Origin of the sequence: Parasphingopyxis sp., from assembly GCF_052168275.1 — a bacterium.
Classification (GTDB): Bacteria; Pseudomonadota; Alphaproteobacteria; order Sphingomonadales; family Sphingomonadaceae; genus Parasphingopyxis.
This window is the reverse complement of record NZ_JBQLZM010000072.1, coordinates 1-16527: the sequence shown is the minus strand read 5'-3', so window position 1 is coordinate 16527 and position 16527 is coordinate 1. Positions and strand designations below refer to the sequence as shown.

Below are 16527 nucleotides of genomic sequence, written 5' to 3'. Positions count from 1 at the left end.
TCCGCCGCGATGGAGGACGCGTTCGGCCGCTACGATACGGTCCCGACCCCGGTCAGCGGCATTTACGGTGGCGCCCATGCCGACGATCCGCGCTGGCTGCGCGCGGGCGAGGGCGTCGATGCGGTCGAGCGGCGGCTCGGGCGCAAGCCGCGCATGATGGTCGCCAAGATGGGCCAGGACGGGCACGACCGCGGCGCCAATCTCGTCGCCAGCGCCTTTGCCGATCTCGGCTTCGAGATCGTCAGCGGGCCGCTGTTCCAGACGCCGGGCGAAGCGGCCGAATGGGCGGTGGAGAAGGATGTCGACGTCGTCGGCGCGTCGAGCCTCGCCGCCGGCCACAAGACGCTGATCCCCGAGCTGATCCAGAAGCTCGAGGAAGCCGGGCGGTCCGACATCAAGGTGATCGCCGGCGGGGTGATCCCGGCGCAGGATTACGAATTCCTGCGCGAAGCGGGGGTGAAGGCGATATTCGGCCCCGGCACCAACCTGGTTGACGCGGCGGGCGAAGTCCTCAAGCTGCTCGGCCATAACCTGCCGCCGCTGGAGGAAGCCGCCGAGTGACCGAAATTCGTACCGACTGGACGCGCGAGGAGATCGCCGATCTCTTCGACCTACCGTTTCACGAGTTGATGTGGCGGGCGCAGACCGTCCATCGCGAAAACCATGCGGCCGGCGAAGTGCAGCTTTGCACGCTGCTGTCGATCAAGACCGGCGGCTGCCCCGAGGATTGCGGCTATTGCTCGCAGTCCGTTCACGCCGATAGCGGCGTCGAGGCGACCAAGCTGATGGACGTCCGCCAGGTGCTGCAATTGGCGGCACAGGCCAAGGATGCGGGGTCGCAGCGTTTCTGCATGGGCGCGGCGTGGCGCAATCCGAAAGACCGCGACATGCCCGCGATCGTCGAGATCGTGAAGGGCGTGCGCGAGATGGGCATGGAAACCTGCATGACGCTCGGTATGCTGACGCCGAAACAGGCGGAGATGCTCGCCGAAGCCGGTCTCGATTATTACAACCACAATATCGATACCTCGCCCGAACGCTATGAAGAGGTGATCTCGACGCGGACCTTCGGGGAGCGGATCGAGACGCTCGCCAATGTCCGCGAGGCCGGGATCAACGTTTGTTCGGGCGGGATCGTCGGGATGGGCGAGACGCGCGAGGACCGGGTCGGCTTCCTCCATGCATTAGCCACCCTGCCGCGCCATCCCGAGAGCGTGCCGGTCAATGCGCTGGTGCCGGTCAAGGGCACGGTGCTCGGCGACATGCTCCACAATGTGCCCGAGGCGAAAATCGATGACCTGGAGTTTGTCCGCACCGTTGCCGTCGCGCGGATTACGATGCCCAAGAGTATGGTGCGGCTGTCGGCCGGCCGCGAGAGCATGAGCGAGGGGGTGCAGGCGCTCTGCTTCCTCGCCGGCGCCAACTCCATCTTCACCGGCGACAAGCTGCTCACCACCGGCAACCGCGGCGACGATGCCGATGCCGCGCTGTTCGAGAAGCTCGGGCTGGTGCCGCTCGAGGGCGAAGAACCGATGCGGTGCGGTGGGGCGCTGGAGGCGGCGGAATGATCCCCTTTCCGTCATTGCGAGCGCAGCGGGCCGAAGGCGACCGAAGGTCAACCAATCCAGAGCTTCAAGCGACGTCGCCAGCCGCCCTGGATTGCTTCGTCGCTCCGCTCCTCGCAATGACGGGTGGAAATAAGTGATCGGTTCACTCCTCCTCCTCCTCGCCCTGCAATTCACGCCCAATGCCGAGACCTGCGCGGATATGGGCAATCTCCCGCAACAGCCGATGAACGCCTGCGCCGCCTGGGAATATGAACTGGCCGATGCCGAGCTCAACCAAGTCTGGGAACAGGCGATTGCCTATGCGCGCAACTATCTGAGCCATGACGATATGAATGACGGCCGGCCAAGTGGGGCGGATCGGCTGCTCGTAGCGCAGCGCGCCTGGATCGTTCTGCGCGACGAGCATTGCGCGGCCTGGTCCTACCACATGCGCGGCGGCAGCGCCGAGCCGTTGCTCTATCATGGCTGCCGTACGAGTATGACGCGCCAGCGCGTGACCGAGCTGCGCAACCTGATGATCGAGGATCAATAGCCGAATGTTCAAGAAAATCCTGATCGCCAATCGCGGCGAAATTGCGTGCCGGGTGATCCGCAGCGCCCAGAAGATGGGCATCGCGACGGTCGCCGTCTATTCGGACGCCGATGCGCGCTCGCCGCATGTCGAGATGGCGGACGAAGCCGTGCATCTGGGGCCGCCGCCCGCGGCCGAAAGCTATCTGCTCGCCGACAAGATCATCCAGGCGTGCAAGGAAACCGGCGCCGAGGCCGTGCATCCGGGCTATGGCTTCCTCTCTGAGCGCGAGAGTTTCGCCAAGGCGTGCGCGGACAACGATATCGTCTTTATCGGCCCGCCGCCCGGCGCGATCGCCGCGATGGGCGACAAGATCGAATCGAAGAAGCTCGCGAAAAAGGCCGGCGTCAGCGTCGTTCCCGGCCATGTTGGCGAGATCGACGATACCGAACACGCGGTGAAGATTTCCTCCGAGATCGGTTATCCGGTGATGATGAAGGCCTCGGCCGGCGGCGGCGGCAAGGGGATGCGCCTCGCCTGGAACGAACAGGATGTCCGCGAAGGCTTCGAGGCGACGAAGCGCGAGGGGCTCGCCAGTTTCGGCGACGACCGCGTCTTCATCGAGAAATTCATCGAACAGCCGCGCCATATCGAGATCCAGGTCCTCGGCGATAAACATGGCAACATCGTCTATCTCGGCGAGCGCGAATGCTCGATCCAGCGCCGTCACCAGAAGGTCGTCGAGGAAGCGCCGTCGCCCTTCGTCGATCCCGAGATGCGCAAGGCGATGGGCGAGCAGGCCGTCGCGCTGGCCGCCGCCGTCGATTATCACAGCGCCGGTACGGTCGAGCTGATCGTCGGCGCGGACAAGAGCTTCTATTTTCTCGAGATGAACACGCGGCTCCAGGTCGAGCATCCGGTGACCGAAAACGTCACCGGCGTCGATCTTGTCGAACAGATGATCCGCGTCGCGGCGGGCGAGAAACTGCCCTTCGCGCAGGACGATATCGCGCTCAACGGCTGGTCGGTCGAAAACCGCGTCTATGCCGAAGATCCCTATCGCGGCTTCCTGCCGTCGATCGGCCGGCTCGTGCGCTACGATCCGCCCGAGGAAGGCGCGGGCGTCCGGGTCGACGACGGCGTGGCCGAGGGCGGCGAGGTGTCGATGTTCTACGACCCGATGATCGCCAAGCTCATCACCTATGCCGAAACCCGCGAGGCCGCGATCGACCTGCAGATCGACGCGCTCGACCGGTTCGAACTCGACGGACTCGGCCACAATCTCGATTTCCTGTCGGCGCTGATGCAGCATCCGCGGTTCCGATCGGGCGAGATCACGACCAATTTCATCGCCGAGGAATATCCGGACGGTTTCGAAGGCGCGCCGGCGGACGAAACGTTGACGAAACGGCTGGCGGCGATTGCCGGGTTCGCGGCGACCGCCCATTCGGATCGCGCGCGGCGCGTTTCGGGGCAGCTGGACGGCCCGCTGCGCCCGCCGGCCGATTGGGTCGTGGACATCAACGGCACCGCGCATGACGTCCATGTCGATCTTGACGACGTCTCGGTCGATGGTGAGGCGATGGAACTCGCCATGGCCTATGCGCCCGGCGACCGGATGATCGAGGCGGAGTTCGGTGGCGAGGCGCTGACCGTGAAGATCCGGCCGGGCCGTTACGGCTTCACGGTGACGACGCGCGGCGCCAGCCATGAAGCGCGTACGCTGCCCAGGCATTTCGCGCATCTCGCCGAGCATATGATCGAGAAAGAGCCGCCCGATCTGTCGAAATTCCTGCTCTGCCCGATGCCGGGCCTGATCACCGCGCTCCATGTGGGCGAAGGCGATAAGGTCGAGGCCGGTCAGCCGCTCGCGGTGATCGAGGCGATGAAGATGGAGAATATCCTGCGCGCCGAGAAGGCGGGCGTGGTGAGCACGGTATGCGCAGCCGAGGGCGATAGCCTGGCGGCCGACGATGTGATCATGGAGTTCGAATAGGGGCCGTTTTCAGCCGGGCGTTAACATGATCCCGGCGAACCGCACGAGCGGATGCCGCTTTGCCGAGACCGATAGCCCAATACATTCTCCGCATCGTCATTTCCCTGGCGGGTGATCTGCTCCCATTGCCGGTTGGTCATGCATATGCGTTCACGGCGGGCGTTCGAGCCGAGAACGCGCCGGGTCTGGCATCGGACATAGTCGGGATCGGAGCGCGACAACGTTTCTTCCGCTTCTTCTTCGGGCTGTTGGGAGAGGGCTGCTCCGGAGGTTATCGACATCCCTGCGATCGCAACGCCGATAGCGAACACTCTGATCATGTTACAACCTCCACTTATTGCTGCCCGCCATGCGTATCGCATAATTATCATTTTTTATCAACGCGAAGGGTAATCACCAATTCGCCGCCGAACGCCTCAGATCTTCAACTCACGCTTGATCGTGCCCTTGGTCGTCTTGCCATAAGGCGGCTTGAATCCGCCGAGCTTCGCGACGTCCATCTTTGGCTGGCTGTAGACGCTCTTGGCGTGGCTGAACGTCTTGAAGCCTTCATGGCCGGTATAGGCGCCCATGCCGGACGGGCCGACGCCGCCGAAGGGCAGCTCCTCCATCGCGACATGGAAGATCACGTCGTTGACCGTCGCGCCGCCCGAGATCGTTTTCGACAGCACCTTCTCTTCCTCGGTCCTGTCGCTGCCGAAATAATAGAGGCCGAGCGGGCGATCATGCGCGTTCACATAATCGATCGCCTCGTCGATATTCCTGTACGTCTTGATCGGCAGAACGGGGCCGAAAATCTCCTCCTGCATCACCTTCATGTCGTCGGTCGGATTGCGGACGATGGTAAGCGGCATCTTGCGCTTGTTCGACGCGCTGAAATCCTCGTTGCCCGGATTCACCTCGACCAGCTCCGCGCCCTTTTCCTCCGCATCCTTCAGATAGCCCTGCAGCCGCTCATAATGGCGGTCGTTGATGATCGAGGTGTAATCGTCATTGGCGTCGAGCGTCGGATATTGCGCGGTCACCGCGGCGCTGAGGCCGTTGATGATATCGCCTTCCTTCGCTTCGGGCACGAACATATAGTCCGGCGCGAGGCAGATCTGTCCGGCATTCATCATCTTGCCCATCGCGACGCGGCTCGTGCCGCGTCCGATGTCGGCGCTCTCGCCAAAAATGGTCGGCGATTTGCCGCCGAGTTCCAAGGTGACCGGCGTCAGGCTGTCGGCCGCGGCATGCAGGATATGCTTGCCGATGCTCGTTGCGCCGGTGAAGAGCAGGTGATCGAAGGGCAGGGACGAGAAGGCTTGGCCGACTTCAGGCCCGCCGTTGAACACGGCGATCTCTTCCGCCGAGAACGCTTCGCCGATCAGCTTCTCGACCAGCTCGCTGGTGACCGGCGTGAACTCGCTCATCTTGATCATCACGCGGTTGCCGGCGGCCAGCGCATCGGCGAGCGGGCTGAAGGTCAGCTGGACCGGGAAATTCCACGGCGCAATGATCCCGACCACGCCCATCGGCTGATATTCGATCCGCGCCTTGGCGCCGAACAGGCCGAGCGGGAAACGCGCGCTGCGCTTTTCGGGCCGCATCCATTTCTCGACATGCTTGCGCGCATATTTGACCTCGCCGAGCGCCGACACGATATCGGTCATCATCGACTGGTCCTTGGAGCGATGGCCGAAATCCTCGCTCATCGCGTCGCACAGCGCATCGGCGTTATCGACGAGCAGCCGGCCGACGCGGGTCAGCCGCTCCTTGCGGGTTTCCGCGCTGACGGGCAGCTCGGCGGTAAAGGCGGCGCGCTGCTTCTCGAGCGCGGCGAACATCGCATCCTTGTCCACGATTTGCGGGTCTGTATCGGCCATCGTCACATCCTCTGTTGCATTTTGAAACCTAACTAGCGCCAATCGCCGATTTTGGCGAATCCCCGTGTATGGCTGAGTGGGGCGCCCGGCTCAGGTGGCGGCAAAGCCATCGGTGGCGCGGATCAGCCGGTCGAGAATGCCGGGTTCCGAATGGGCATGGCCTGCACCTTCAATGATGTGAAGTTCCGATTCCGGCCATGCTTTATGCAGATCATATGCGGTCCGTACTGGGCAGGGCATATCGTAGCGGCCATGTACGATCACGCCGGGTATTCCGTGCAGCTTGTGCGCGTCGCGCAACAGCTGTCCCTCTTCCAGCCAGCCGCCATGAACGAAATAATGCGTCTCGATACGCGCGAAGGCGATAGCGAAATGACCGTCCCGAAACCGGGATGCGGTATGTTCGTCGGGGAGGAGGGTGATCGTTTCGCCTTCCCAGATCGACCAGGCTTTGGCGGCTTCCAGTTTGGCGTCTTCGTCCTCGCCTGTCAGGATGCGGTAATAGGCGCCGAGCATGTCGCCGCGATCTGCCTCGGCTATTGGCGCCTGAAGCCGCTCATATTTTTCGGGAAATATCTCCGAAACGCCATGTTGATAATACCAGTCCATCTCCGCCTTGGTGAGCGTATAGATACCGCGCAAGACAAGGGCGCTGACGCGTTCTGGATGGGTTTCGGCATAGGCGAGCGATAAAGTTGAGCCCCAGGACCCGCCAAACACAAGCCAGTTTTCCACGCCGATCAGCTCCCGAAGCCGCTCCATATCGGCGACCAGATGCCATGTCGTGTTGGCTTCCAGTCCGGCATGCGGGGTGGAGCGTCCGCAGCCGCGCTGGTCGAACAGCAGGACATCGTAAATATCCGGTGCGAAGAGGCGTCGATATTCATCCGGGCATCCGCCGCCCGGGCCGCCATGAACGATCACAGCCGGCTTCCCACCCTTTTTGCCGACGCGCTCATAATAGAGGGTATGGCCATCCCCGACATCGAGCATGCCGGCCTCATAGGGTTCGATTACCGGATATAATGTGCGGAGTTCTGTCATTGCGTATCTGCTCCCTGTCGTTCCTGCACCTGCTGCGCGTTATCGACTTTCGGTTCAAGCGTTGCCGCCCCGCCGGCGCCATCAGGTTCTGGGTGACGCGCGTCGGTCGCCAAGCTATCACAGCCTGCATGACCGAAGACCTGATTACCCAAATCGACGGCAAGGCCGCGCGGCTGCGCCTCAATCGTCCCAAGGCGCTCCACGCGCTGACCACCGCCATGTGCGAAGCCGCGATCGACGCGCTGATGGCTTGGCGCGAGGATCTGTCCGTCGAGGCGGTGCTGATCGACCATGCGGAAGGGCGCGGTTTCTGCGCCGGCGGCGATATCCGGATGCTCGCCGAAAGCGGCGCGAGCGACGGGGTGAAGGCGCGCGCATTCTTCCACACCGAATACAGGCTCAACCACCTGCTGTTCACCTATGCCAAGCCCACGGTCGCCTTCATGGACGGGATCACGATGGGCGGCGGGGTCGGGCTGTCGCTGCCCTGCAAGTATCGCATCGCGACCGAGCATACGCGCTTCGCGATGCCGGAAACCGGGATCGGCCTGTTCCCCGATGTCGGTGGCGGCTGGTATCTGTCGCGGCTCCCGGGACGGGCCGGACAGTTCCTCGCACTGACCGGCGCGCGGATCGACGGGGCCGAGTGCATGGCGCTCGGTCTGGCGACGCATTATCTGCCGTCGGATGCGCTCGAAGAGGTGAAAGCGAAGATCGCCGAAGACCCGCAGGCGATCGACAAGATTCTGGAAAAGGCCGCGATCGAGCCGCCCGAGGCGCGGATCACCGGCAATCTGGACATGATCGACCGGCTGTTCGCCTCGGACCGGTACGAGGATATCCTCGCCGCGCTGGAGGAGGACGGGTCGGAATGGGCGCAGAAGGAATTGGCGACGCTGCGCACCAAATCGCCGCAGACGTGCAAGGTTTCGCTCTATCTTCTGTGGCAAGGTGCGCAGCAGGTCGATTTCGCGGACGAGATGCGGGTCGAGTACCGGGTCGGCGCCCATGTCGTCCAGCGCCACGATTTCCTCGAGGGCGTGCGCGCGGTCATCGTCGACAAGGACAATGATCCGCAATGGAATCCGGCGACGCCGGAGGAGGTCAGCGATCACCTGATCGACCAGATTTTCGCGCCGTTGAATGCCGACGAGGAGTGGACGCCGCTCAACCTCTAGTCAGCCGCCCGGCAACATCCGCCCGAATACGCCATCCTTGTCGACGAGTAGGTGCTTGAACGCGCCGAGGATGTGCAGCACGACGAGCGCGAGCATCGCCTTGCCCATGACCTCATGGCCTTCGTGCAGGGTTTCGCCGAGCGCTTCCTGTCCGACGACCGGCAGGACAGGCATCTCGAACAGCCCGAAATAGCTGACCGGCGCCGGATAGGTCGACATCCACAACCAGCCCGAAAGCGGCAGGGCGAGCAGCAGAAGATAGAAGGCAAAATGCGTGATCCGCGCGGTTGCGGTCTGCCAGGCCGGCATCGAGGCGGGCATCGGCGGGGGCTTGTGACCGAGCCGCCAGGCGATCCGCGCCAGGGTCAGGACCAGCACGGTGATGCCGAACGCCTTGTGGACGTCCATATAGGGGCCGCGCGCCTCACGCGAGAGATCTTCGGTCAGTTCGGCGAGGCCGATATTGGCGATGACGAGGATCGCGATGATCCAGTGCAGCGTCATGGCGACTTTCGTGTATCGGGTCATTGCGATCCTTTCTCTGGGCGGTCCTTCCCTGGATGCTGTTATCGCGCCTGCCGGCCAGTTGAATACGGTTGGCTACCTATAACAGGCTGATATTTCGGATTAAGGCAACGTTTTTCTGAGCGCCCGCTGCCAGCCGGCCAGCAGGCCGTCGCGTTGATCACCGTTCATCACAGGCGCAAACCGCCCGGCGGCCTCCCATCGCGCGGACAGATCGTCGAGCCCGTCCCAGATGCCGATGGAAAGGCCGGCCAGATAGGCCGCGCCGAGCGCCGTCGTCTCGTGGCTTTCGGGCCGCTCGACCGGCGCTTCGACGATGTCGCTCAGAAACTGTGCGAACCAGTCGTTCTGCGCCATGCCGCCGTCGATGCGCAGCGTCTGCGGATCGTCGGCGCCGTCGGCGCGCATCGCATCGACAAGGTCGCGGGTCTGGAAGGCGATCGATTCGAGCGTCGCGCGGACGATGTGATCGGCGGTGGTGTCGAGGGTCATGCCCGTGATCAGGCCGCGCGCGTCGGGCTCCCAGTGCGGCGCGCCGAGCCCGACAAAGGCGGGCACCAGATACACGCCGTGATTGTCCGGCGCGGCTTGCGCGATCGCCGCCGTCTCGCCTGCCTCGCGGATCACGCCCAGCTTGTCACGCAGCCATTTGATCGCGGCGCCGGCGACGAAGATCGATCCTTCGAGCGCATAGGTGATGTCGGCGCCGATCCGATAGGCGGGCGTGGTCAGCAGGCGATTGCGCGATAGCACCGCTTCGGTCCCGGTGTTGAGCAGCAGGAAACAGCCCGTTCCGTAGGTGGATTTGACCATGCCGGGTTCGAAACAGGCTTGGCCGATCAGCGCCGCCTGCTGATCGCCCGCCATGCCCGTGATCGGAATGGCGCGGCCGAACAGCGCCGGATCGGTTTCGCCGTAAACTTCCGCATTCCCGACGATTTCGGGCAAGAGACTGCGATCGATCCCGAACAGTGCGAGCAGGTCGTCGTCCCATTCGCCGCGATGGATATCGCAGAGCATCGTCCGCCCGGCATTGGTGATGTCGGTGGCGTGGACCGCGCCGCCGGTCAGCCGCCAGAGGAGGAAGGAGTCGATCGTTCCGGCCGCCAGCTCGCCTCGCGCCGCGGCCGCCCGCGCGCCGTCGACATGATCGAGCAGCCAGGCGAGCTTGGTCGCGCTGAAATAGGGATCGAGCAGCAGGCCGGTCTTTTCGCGGATCATCGGCTCGTGACCGTCGGCCTCGAGCCGGCGGCAGGTTTCGGCGGTGCGCCGGTCCTGCCAGACGATCGCATTGTGGAGCGGCTTGCCGGTCGCGCGGTCCCACAGCACGATCGTTTCGCGCTGGTTGGTGATGCCGATCGCGGCGGTTTCCTCGGACAATACCGCCTTCACCGAAGCGACCGTGTCGCGCCAGATATCCTCCGGGTCATGCTCGACCCAGCCGTCCTGTGGATAATGCTGCGGAAATTCCTGTGCGGAACTGGTGATCGGCCGGCCCTTTTCGCCGAACAGGATCGCCCGGCTGGAGGTGGTTCCCTGGTCGATCGCGAGGATATGGCGCGTCATGCTTCGACTCCCTCGGAGAGTTCGGCCATGAAATCCGCGAGGCGCGCCTGTTCGTCTTCGTTCATCAGCAACCCCAATTTGCTGCGCCGCCAGAGGATGTCCTCGGGCGTTTTCGCCCATTCCCGGTCGATCAGATAGCGGACTTCGCGTTCGGTCAAGCCGGCGCCGAAATGCTCGCCGAGATCCGCCATGCTGTCCGCGTTCCCGAGAATCTCCGGCACCAGCGCGCCATAGGCCCGCGCCAGCCGTTTCGCATGCTCCGGGTCGAGGAAATCGTAGCGCTCCTCGATCCGTTCGAGAAACCCGTCGAACGCGGTACCGAGTTCGCCGCCGGGCAGCTTGGCGGTGCGCGTCCAGGCCGTCCCGCTGAACGGCGTCAGTTCGGCCAGCCGCTCGGCGGCATCCTCGGCCAGCGCGCGGGCGGTCGTGATCTTGCCGCCGAACACCGAGAGCAGCGGCGGATCGCCGCTCTCGCCGCCGCCGTCGATTTCGAGCACATAGTCGCGCGTGACCTCCATCGAATCCTCGGCGCCGTCGTCATAGAGCGACCGCACGCCCGAATAGAGGGAGACGACGTCGTCGGGCGAGATCTGGATCGCGAAATACATGTTCACCGCGCGGCACAGATAGTCGACCTCGTCGGTGTCCATCACCGCGTCTTCGGGCTTGTCGACCGCGATATCGGTCGTGCCGATCAGCGTGAACCTGTCGAGATAGGGGAGGGCGAACACGATCCGCCGGTCCGGCAGTTGCAGGATATAGGCATGGTCGCCGGCATAGAGGCGGCGGACGATGATGTGGCTCCCGCGCACCAGCCGGACGCCGGCCTTGCCCTCGATGCCGATTTTTTCGCCGAGCACTTCCGACACCCAGGGCCCGGCCGCGTTGACGATCGCCCGCGCTTCGACTTCGCGGCCGTCGCTCAGTGTTGCGGTCCAGACTGGTCCGGCGCGCTCGGCCGAAACCAGTGCCGTGCGGGTTTCGATCTCCGCCCCCCTGTCCGCGGCGTCCATCGCGTTCAGCACGACCAGCCGGGCATCGTCGACCCAGCAGTCCGAATAGACGAGTCCCTTGGTCGTCGGATCGGCGAAAGGCGTCTTGTACTGCGGATTGGCCTTGGCGAGCCGCCGCGTGCCCTTCAGCGTCCGGCGGCCGCCGATCAAGTCGTAGAGGAACAGTCCGGCGCGGATCATCCAGAACGGCCGCACCTGGTAGTTGTGCGGGAAGACGAAGCGCATCGGCCAGATGATGTGCGGGGCGCTTTCGAGCATGACCTCCCGTTCCTTGAGCGCCTTGCGGACGAGCCCGAACTCGTAGAATTCGAGATAGCGGACGCCGCCATGGATGAGCTTGGACGAGGCCGAGCTGGTATGGCTGGCGAGATCGTCGCGCTCGACGAGCAGGGTCTTCCAGCCGCGTCCCGCGGCGTCGCGAGCGATCGCTGCGCCATTGATCCCGCCGCCGACGATCAGAAGGTCGTAGGTCATTGCGCCAGCTTAGCGGATATTCGCGGGGCGTCACCCTGTTCCGGTCGGACGATTCAAGTTCCGCATGACGGGCGGGAACGATTGCGGCTATGGCTGCTCCATGCCGCGCAAACCGCCTTCGGGCTTCCCGACCGAACAGCAGATCATCGAATTCGTCCAGAGCTCCGACAAGCCCGCGGGCAAGCGGGAGATCGCGCGCGCCTTCGGCCTGAAGGGACAGGAGAAAATCCAGCTCAAGGCGATGCTGAAGCGCATGGCGGACAAGGGGATGATCGACAAAGGCGCGGGGCAGGCCATTCACAAGGCCGACGGGCTGCCGCGCGTGACCGTGCTCCGGATCGTGAGCACCGACGATGACGGCGATATCTGGGCCGAACCCGAACGCTGGGACAGCGACGCGCCGGTGCCGAAGCTGCGCGTGAAGGAACGAAGCCGGCGCCAGCCGCTCGGCGTCGGCGACCGGGTGCTGGCGCGAACCGAGGAGGCCGGCAAAGGCTGGATCGCGCATCCGATGAAGAAGATCGCGCCGGCCGAGGATCAGCTGATGGGCGTGATCCACGAAGAGGGCGGCAAGCTCTGGCTGAAAGGACTGGAGAAGAGCAACCGGCGGGACTTTTTCGTCTCGGACGCCAATCGCGCCCGGCCCGGCGATCTCGTCATGGCCGAAAAATCGGGACGGCCACCGCGCGTTTCGGTGCGCGTTACCGATATTCTCGGCGATCCGTTCGAACCGCGCAGCTTCTCGCTGATCGCGATCCACAAACATGAAATCCCGGTCGAGTTCTCCGAAGAAGCGGTCGCGGAAGCGGGGCGGATGGCGACGCTCGATCTCGGCGGGCGCGAGGATCTCACACACCTGCCGATCGTCGCCATCGATCCCGCCGACGCCCGCGATCATGACGACGCTTTCTGGGCCGAGCCGGACGGGGACGGCGGCTGGCGCGTCGTCGTCGCGATCGCCGATGTCAGCTATTATGTCCGCCCCGGTTCGGCGCTCGACAAAGAGGCGCGCCGGCGCGGGAACAGCGTCTATTTCCCAGATCGCGTCGTGCCGATGCTGCCCGAGCAACTGTCCGCCGATATCTGTTCGCTCAAGGCCGGCGAGGACCGTGCCGCGCTCGCCTGCCACATGGCGATCGACGGGAGGGGGCAGGTGAGGAGCTGGCGCTTCGCCCGCGTCAAGCTGCGGATCGCGGCCAACATCGCCTATGAGAACGCGCAAGCTGCTATCGAAGGGCGGGACGGCGTCGAGCCGGCGCTCGTCGATAGCGTACTCCGGCCGCTGTGGGATTGCTGGGAAGCGCTCGCCAGCGCGCGGGACAAGCGCGCGCCGCTCGATCTCGACCTGCCCGAGCGCCGGATCGAACTCGACGAAACCGGCCGCATCCTCTCGGTTGCGCCGCGCGAGCGCCTCGACGCGCACCGGCTCGTCGAGGAATATATGATCGCCGCCAATGTCGCCGCGGCCAAGGCGCTCGAGGCCAAGGCGGCGCCGGTGATGTACCGCCTGCACGAGCCTCCGAGCCGCGAAAAGCTCGTCGCGCTCAAGGAGTATCTCGAGAGCCTCGACGTGCCGTTCGCGCTCGGCCAGGTCGTCACGCCCGACACGTTCAACCGGATCCTCGAGCGGATCGGCGACAGCGATTTCCGGCCGCAGGTCATGGAGCAGATCCTGCGCACCCAGACCCAGGCCTATTACGCGCCCCGCAATGCCGGCCATTTCGGACTGGCGCTCGGCAGCTACGCCCATTTCACCTCGCCGATCCGCCGCTATTCCGACCTGCTCGTCCATCGCGCGCTGGTCGGCGCCTATCGGCTGGAGCCGGACGTTGCCGAGACGAAGCTGACTGGCGCCGAGATCGAGCGGATGGAGGCGACGGGCGAAGCGATCAGCAAGCTCGAACGGCGCGCGATGGAGGCCGAACGCGATACCGTCGACCGCTATGTCGCCGCCTATCTCGCCGAACGGGTCGGCGAGATCCTGCCGGCGCGGATCACCGGCGTGCAGAATTTCGGCTTCTTCGCGACGGTCGAGGGCCTGGGCGGCGACGGGCTCGTTCCGGCGCGCGATCTGGGCCGCGAATATTATCGGTATGACGAGCGCATCCATGCGCTGATCGGCGAAGACAGCGGAACGCGCTACGCGCTGGGCGATCGGCTGGAGCTGCGGCTCGTCGAGGCCAATCCCGTCAGCGGCGGATTGCGGTTCGAACTGCCCGAGGGGAAGGGCGGCGGTACGTCGAGAACGCGAACGGGCCGTCGCGATAAAGCGGATCGGCCTGATCGCGGTCGCCGGAAACCGCGCCGCCAGCGCTAGCTGTCGGCCCCGTCCGCTCCGTCTTCCTGTCCGGCCTCCAGCTCGCCGCCGAGTTGAGCCACGATCGCTTCGAGGTTGCGGCGCAGCTGTGCGGGGCGGCCGGTCACGCTTTCCCAGCCCGGATAATTGGCGCGGATCGCGGCGATGGCGGCGTTGATCTCCTCCTCCGTCGCGACATCGTCGTCCAGTATCTCGCGCTCGACCTGGCTGCGGACGAAGGACAGATAGGCAACCTGGTTGGCCGCGAGCAGATTGACCGGTCCGGGTTCCCCATGGCCCGGATAGAGCGTGAAGCCGCTGAAATCGCGGGTCAGGCGATCGAGCGCGCGCGGCCAGCTGTCGATATCGGCGTCGGCGAAATCCGGATGCATGCGATTGGCGACGATATCGGACGCGAGTATGGCCCGCTCGCTCGGGATCGCCAGCATAGTTATCGTTTCCGCTTCGGTATCGGTCAGCAAATGCACGACGATCGGGACGTCCGAAACCGTCAGTTCTTCGCGATGCTCGATGAGGCGCGCCGGTTCGGGCGGCGCCCGATACGCGTCGCCCTGGGTTTCGCGCAGCCGTTCGACATAGCCGGACAGGTCGCGCCCGATCTGCTCGGCGACCGTTTCGGCCATCAGCAGTTCGGCGTCCGGAAAGGCCTCGATGAAGGCCTGCAAACCGCCGAAATGATCGGGATCGTAATGGCTGATGACGATCGCGGCGACGGGTTTGCCGGTCGCCTCGATCGCTGCGACGATGCGCTCGGCCAGCGCGACGCTGCGCTGCGTGTCGAAGACGAGAATTTCGTCCGGGCCCTCGATCCAGTAGCTGTTGACCGATCCCGGACCGCGCCGGAACGGGCGGTGAATCTCCAGGTCCGCGACCGCGTCCGCTTCGGGGCCGCCGGTCGTCTCGGTCTCGCTGCCCGCGCAGCCGGCAAGGGCCAGCGTCATGGCGAGTAATCCGATCGTGAACGGCGCGGCGCGCATCTCTTGGGGTCTCCCGGGATGTCCGGGGCGGACTATATGCGGTCCTGCAGAAAGCGCAATTTGGAACTCGCCTCGCCGAACGCTGGTTGGGGATATGTCGCCAGGCGGGATGTCCGTCGACGGACGGGAGCGGGAAATATGATCAGCCTTATCTTTCCGATTTCCGAGCGTTCCCCACGACGTTGTCACGAAAGATTTGCATAACCGTCACATAAATGTAATATTTATGTCATTCAATCGTAACCTGGAGAGGATGAATGACAAAATTGCTCGCGATATTGGCGGTTTGCGCTCTTCCCGTCGCCGCGCAGGCCGCGCCGTATCCGGAGGCGCATCCGACCGGCTATGATCCCTATGCGGCGGACGCGATCGAACGCGCGGACTATGCCGCGGCGGAAGACCGGCTCGTGCGGCGGCTCAACGAAGACGAGAACGATGTTTCGGCAATGCTGAACCTCGCCGCCGTCATGATGGAAACGAACCGCGCCGCCCGCGCGTCCTCGATGCTCGAACAGGTGCTCGAAGCGGAGAATGTGCAGCTCGGCCATGCGGATGGCGGTACGGTCTGGTCGCACGACGCGGCGACGGCGGGATTGCGCGGCCGCGTGACCGTGGGCTCGCGCTAGACCTTCAAGTTCATCGGATCGTTGGTGCTGCCGGACTACAGCTTCGGCAGCGTCACGCCTTTCTGGCCCATATATTTGCCGGCCCGGTCGGCATAGCTGGTCTCGCAGGGTTCGTTGCCCTGGAGGAACAGGAACTGGCAGGCGCCCTCATTGGCGTAGACCTTGGCCGGGAGCGGCGTCGTGTTCGAGAATTCGAGCGTGACATGGCCTTCCCAGCCCGGTTCCAGCGGCGTCACGTTCACGATGATGCCGCACCGCGCATAGGTCGATTTGCCGAGACAGATGACGAGTATGTCCTTGGGCACGCGGAAATATTCGACCGTCCGGGCCAGTGCGAAACTGTTTGGTGGGATGATGCAGCAATCGGTTTGCCGGTCGACGAAACTGCTGTCCGAAAAATTCTTCGGATCGACGATCGCGTTGTTCACATTGGTGAAAATCTTGAACTCGTCGGCTGCGCGCGCATCGTAGCCATAGGAGGACAGGCCGTAACTGATCGTGCCGTCGCGGCGCTGGCCGTCCTCGAACGGTTCGATCATCCTGTCCTCGAGCGCGCGCTCGCGAATCCATCTGTCGGCCATGATGCTCATGCGGTGAGTCCTTAGCCCGACTGTTCCGGGCGCACCACATTCCAGCGCACCGGGTTTTCCACACCCTCGACCTGGCGGATGTCGCTGGCCTCCCACATCACCCAGGGGACCGCGCCGAAATCGGGCTTGAACAGGCGGCGAGGCAGCCAGAAGCTCCGCTCGACGCGGCTGGTGAGCTCGTACTCGGCGTCGAATTCGCGGGTGACGTAGAGGAGCGCGGGGCGCTCGGTATGCGCCTCGATCATCTCGAGAAAGGTGGCGAGCTCGGAGATGAACA

At 64.3% G+C, this 16527-nt stretch carries 15 protein-coding genes and 1 pseudogene; 7 read left to right on the top strand and 9 right to left on the bottom strand.

The window, feature by feature from the left end:
* The 4 genes from ACTS1X_RS06385 to ACTS1X_RS06370 all read left to right on the top strand — a co-directional run.
* Positions 1-561, top strand: a 561-nt coding sequence (locus ACTS1X_RS06385; RefSeq protein WP_442613550.1) for a cobalamin-dependent protein, incomplete at its 5' end; no start/stop codon positions are given.
* Complete coding sequence (bioB, locus tag ACTS1X_RS06380) at positions 558-1568, top strand: biotin synthase BioB (RefSeq protein ID WP_442613549.1); 1011 nt, start codon at positions 558-560, stop codon at positions 1566-1568. The genes ACTS1X_RS06385 and bioB, both read left to right, overlap by 4 nt.
* Positions 1569-1701: 133 nt before the next feature.
* Entirely contained in the window at positions 1702-2100 is a 399-nt protein-coding gene (locus ACTS1X_RS06375) for a lysozyme inhibitor LprI family protein (protein ID WP_442613548.1), read from the top strand.
* Positions 2101-2104: 4 nt separating this feature from the next.
* The gene (locus ACTS1X_RS06370) at positions 2105-4075 is read left to right on the top strand and encodes an acetyl-CoA carboxylase biotin carboxylase subunit (RefSeq protein WP_442613547.1); all 1971 of its coding nucleotides are present in this window, start codon (positions 2105-2107) and stop codon (positions 4073-4075) included.
* A gap of 20 nt (positions 4076-4095) precedes the next feature.
* On the opposite strand, the gene ACTS1X_RS06365 is transcribed toward ACTS1X_RS06370, so the two are convergent.
* The 3 genes from ACTS1X_RS06365 to pip all read right to left on the bottom strand — a co-directional run bounded on the left by ACTS1X_RS06365 (position 4096) and on the right by pip (position 6984).
* The gene (locus ACTS1X_RS06365; RefSeq protein ID WP_442613546.1) at positions 4096-4395 is read right to left on the bottom strand and encodes a hypothetical protein; all 300 of its coding nucleotides are present in this window, start codon (positions 4393-4395) and stop codon (positions 4096-4098) included.
* 96 nt (positions 4396-4491) lie between these two features.
* Positions 4492-5940 (bottom strand): coniferyl aldehyde dehydrogenase, encoded by a 1449-nt coding sequence (locus tag ACTS1X_RS06360; protein WP_442613545.1) that lies wholly within the window; start codon positions 5938-5940, stop codon positions 4492-4494.
* A gap of 90 nt (positions 5941-6030) precedes the next feature.
* The gene (gene pip, locus ACTS1X_RS06355; RefSeq protein WP_442613544.1) at positions 6031-6984 is read right to left on the bottom strand and encodes a prolyl aminopeptidase; all 954 of its coding nucleotides are present in this window, start codon (positions 6982-6984) and stop codon (positions 6031-6033) included.
* Between the two features lie 128 nt (positions 6985-7112).
* Here pip and ACTS1X_RS06350 point away from each other — a divergent pair, with 128 nt between their 5' ends.
* The gene (locus tag ACTS1X_RS06350; protein WP_442613543.1) at positions 7113-8162 is read left to right on the top strand and encodes an enoyl-CoA hydratase/isomerase family protein; all 1050 of its coding nucleotides are present in this window, start codon (positions 7113-7115) and stop codon (positions 8160-8162) included.
* Here the strand turns inward: ACTS1X_RS06350 and ACTS1X_RS06345 are convergent, their stop codons facing one another.
* The 3 genes from ACTS1X_RS06345 to glpD all read right to left on the bottom strand — a co-directional run bounded on the left by ACTS1X_RS06345 (position 8163) and on the right by glpD (position 11740).
* The gene (locus ACTS1X_RS06345; protein WP_442613542.1) at positions 8163-8690 is read right to left on the bottom strand and encodes a cytochrome b; all 528 of its coding nucleotides are present in this window, start codon (positions 8688-8690) and stop codon (positions 8163-8165) included.
* A gap of 99 nt (positions 8691-8789) precedes the next feature.
* Positions 8790-10253, bottom strand: coding sequence for a glycerol kinase GlpK (glpK, locus tag ACTS1X_RS06340; protein ID WP_442613541.1), 1464 nt, complete (start codon positions 10251-10253; stop codon positions 8790-8792).
* Positions 10250-11740, bottom strand: coding sequence for a glycerol-3-phosphate dehydrogenase (gene glpD, locus ACTS1X_RS06335; protein WP_442613540.1), 1491 nt, complete (start codon positions 11738-11740; stop codon positions 10250-10252). Before glpD ends, glpK begins: the two co-directional genes overlap by 4 nt.
* 100 nt (positions 11741-11840) lie before the next feature.
* Between glpD and rnr the strand changes: the two genes are divergently transcribed.
* Entirely contained in the window at positions 11841-14057 is a 2217-nt protein-coding gene (gene rnr / locus ACTS1X_RS06330) for a ribonuclease R (protein WP_442613551.1), read from the top strand.
* On the opposite strand, the gene ACTS1X_RS06325 is transcribed toward rnr, so the two are convergent.
* The gene (locus tag ACTS1X_RS06325) at positions 14054-15034 is read right to left on the bottom strand and encodes an MBL fold metallo-hydrolase (protein WP_442613539.1); all 981 of its coding nucleotides are present in this window, start codon (positions 15032-15034) and stop codon (positions 14054-14056) included. The genes rnr and ACTS1X_RS06325 overlap by 4 nt on opposite strands.
* 257 nt (positions 15035-15291) lie before the next feature.
* Between ACTS1X_RS06325 and ACTS1X_RS06320 the strand changes: the two genes are divergently transcribed.
* The gene (locus tag ACTS1X_RS06320) at positions 15292-15660 is read left to right on the top strand and encodes a tetratricopeptide repeat protein (RefSeq protein WP_442613538.1); all 369 of its coding nucleotides are present in this window, start codon (positions 15292-15294) and stop codon (positions 15658-15660) included.
* 35 nt (positions 15661-15695) lie between these two features.
* Here the strand turns inward: ACTS1X_RS06320 and dcd are convergent, their stop codons facing one another.
* Together dcd and ACTS1X_RS06310 are read right to left on the bottom strand one after the other, a co-directional pair.
* Positions 15696-16250 carry a dCTP deaminase gene (gene dcd, locus ACTS1X_RS06315; RefSeq protein ID WP_442613537.1) on the bottom strand — a complete coding sequence of 185 codons (555 nt, stop codon included), beginning with the start codon at positions 16248-16250 and terminating at the stop codon, positions 15696-15698.
* 11 nt (positions 16251-16261) lie between these two features.
* Positions 16262-16527, bottom strand: a pseudogene (locus ACTS1X_RS06310) (hypothetical protein); the annotation flags it as partial.

Excerpts from the sequence above, each read along its gene's own strand:
- ACTS1X_RS06345 (WP_442613542.1), bottom strand. The coding sequence starts at position 8,690 with ATGACCCGATACACGAAAGTCGCCATGACGCTGCACTGGATCATCGCG.
- glpK (WP_442613541.1), bottom strand. The coding sequence starts at position 10,253 with ATGACGCGCCATATCCTCGCGATCGACCAGGGAACCACCTCCAGCCGG.
- rnr (WP_442613551.1), top strand. The coding sequence starts at position 11,841 with ATGCCGCGCAAACCGCCTTCGGGCTTCCCGACCGAACAGCAGATCATC.
- ACTS1X_RS06370 (WP_442613547.1), top strand. The coding sequence starts at position 2,105 with ATGTTCAAGAAAATCCTGATCGCCAATCGCGGCGAAATTGCGTGCCGG.
- ACTS1X_RS06365 (WP_442613546.1), bottom strand. The coding sequence starts at position 4,395 with ATGATCAGAGTGTTCGCTATCGGCGTTGCGATCGCAGGGATGTCGATA.
- dcd (WP_442613537.1), bottom strand. The coding sequence starts at position 16,250 with ATGAGCATCATGGCCGACAGATGGATTCGCGAGCGCGCGCTCGAGGAC.
- pip (WP_442613544.1), bottom strand. The coding sequence starts at position 6,984 with ATGACAGAACTCCGCACATTATATCCGGTAATCGAACCCTATGAGGCC.
- ACTS1X_RS06325 (WP_442613539.1), bottom strand. The coding sequence starts at position 15,034 with ATGCGCGCCGCGCCGTTCACGATCGGATTACTCGCCATGACGCTGGCC.
- ACTS1X_RS06360 (WP_442613545.1), bottom strand. The coding sequence starts at position 5,940 with ATGGCCGATACAGACCCGCAAATCGTGGACAAGGATGCGATGTTCGCC.
- glpD (WP_442613540.1), bottom strand. The coding sequence starts at position 11,740 with ATGACCTACGACCTTCTGATCGTCGGCGGCGGGATCAATGGCGCAGCG.
- ACTS1X_RS06350 (WP_442613543.1), top strand. The coding sequence starts at position 7,113 with ATGACCGAAGACCTGATTACCCAAATCGACGGCAAGGCCGCGCGGCTG.
- ACTS1X_RS06320 (WP_442613538.1), top strand. The coding sequence starts at position 15,292 with ATGACAAAATTGCTCGCGATATTGGCGGTTTGCGCTCTTCCCGTCGCC.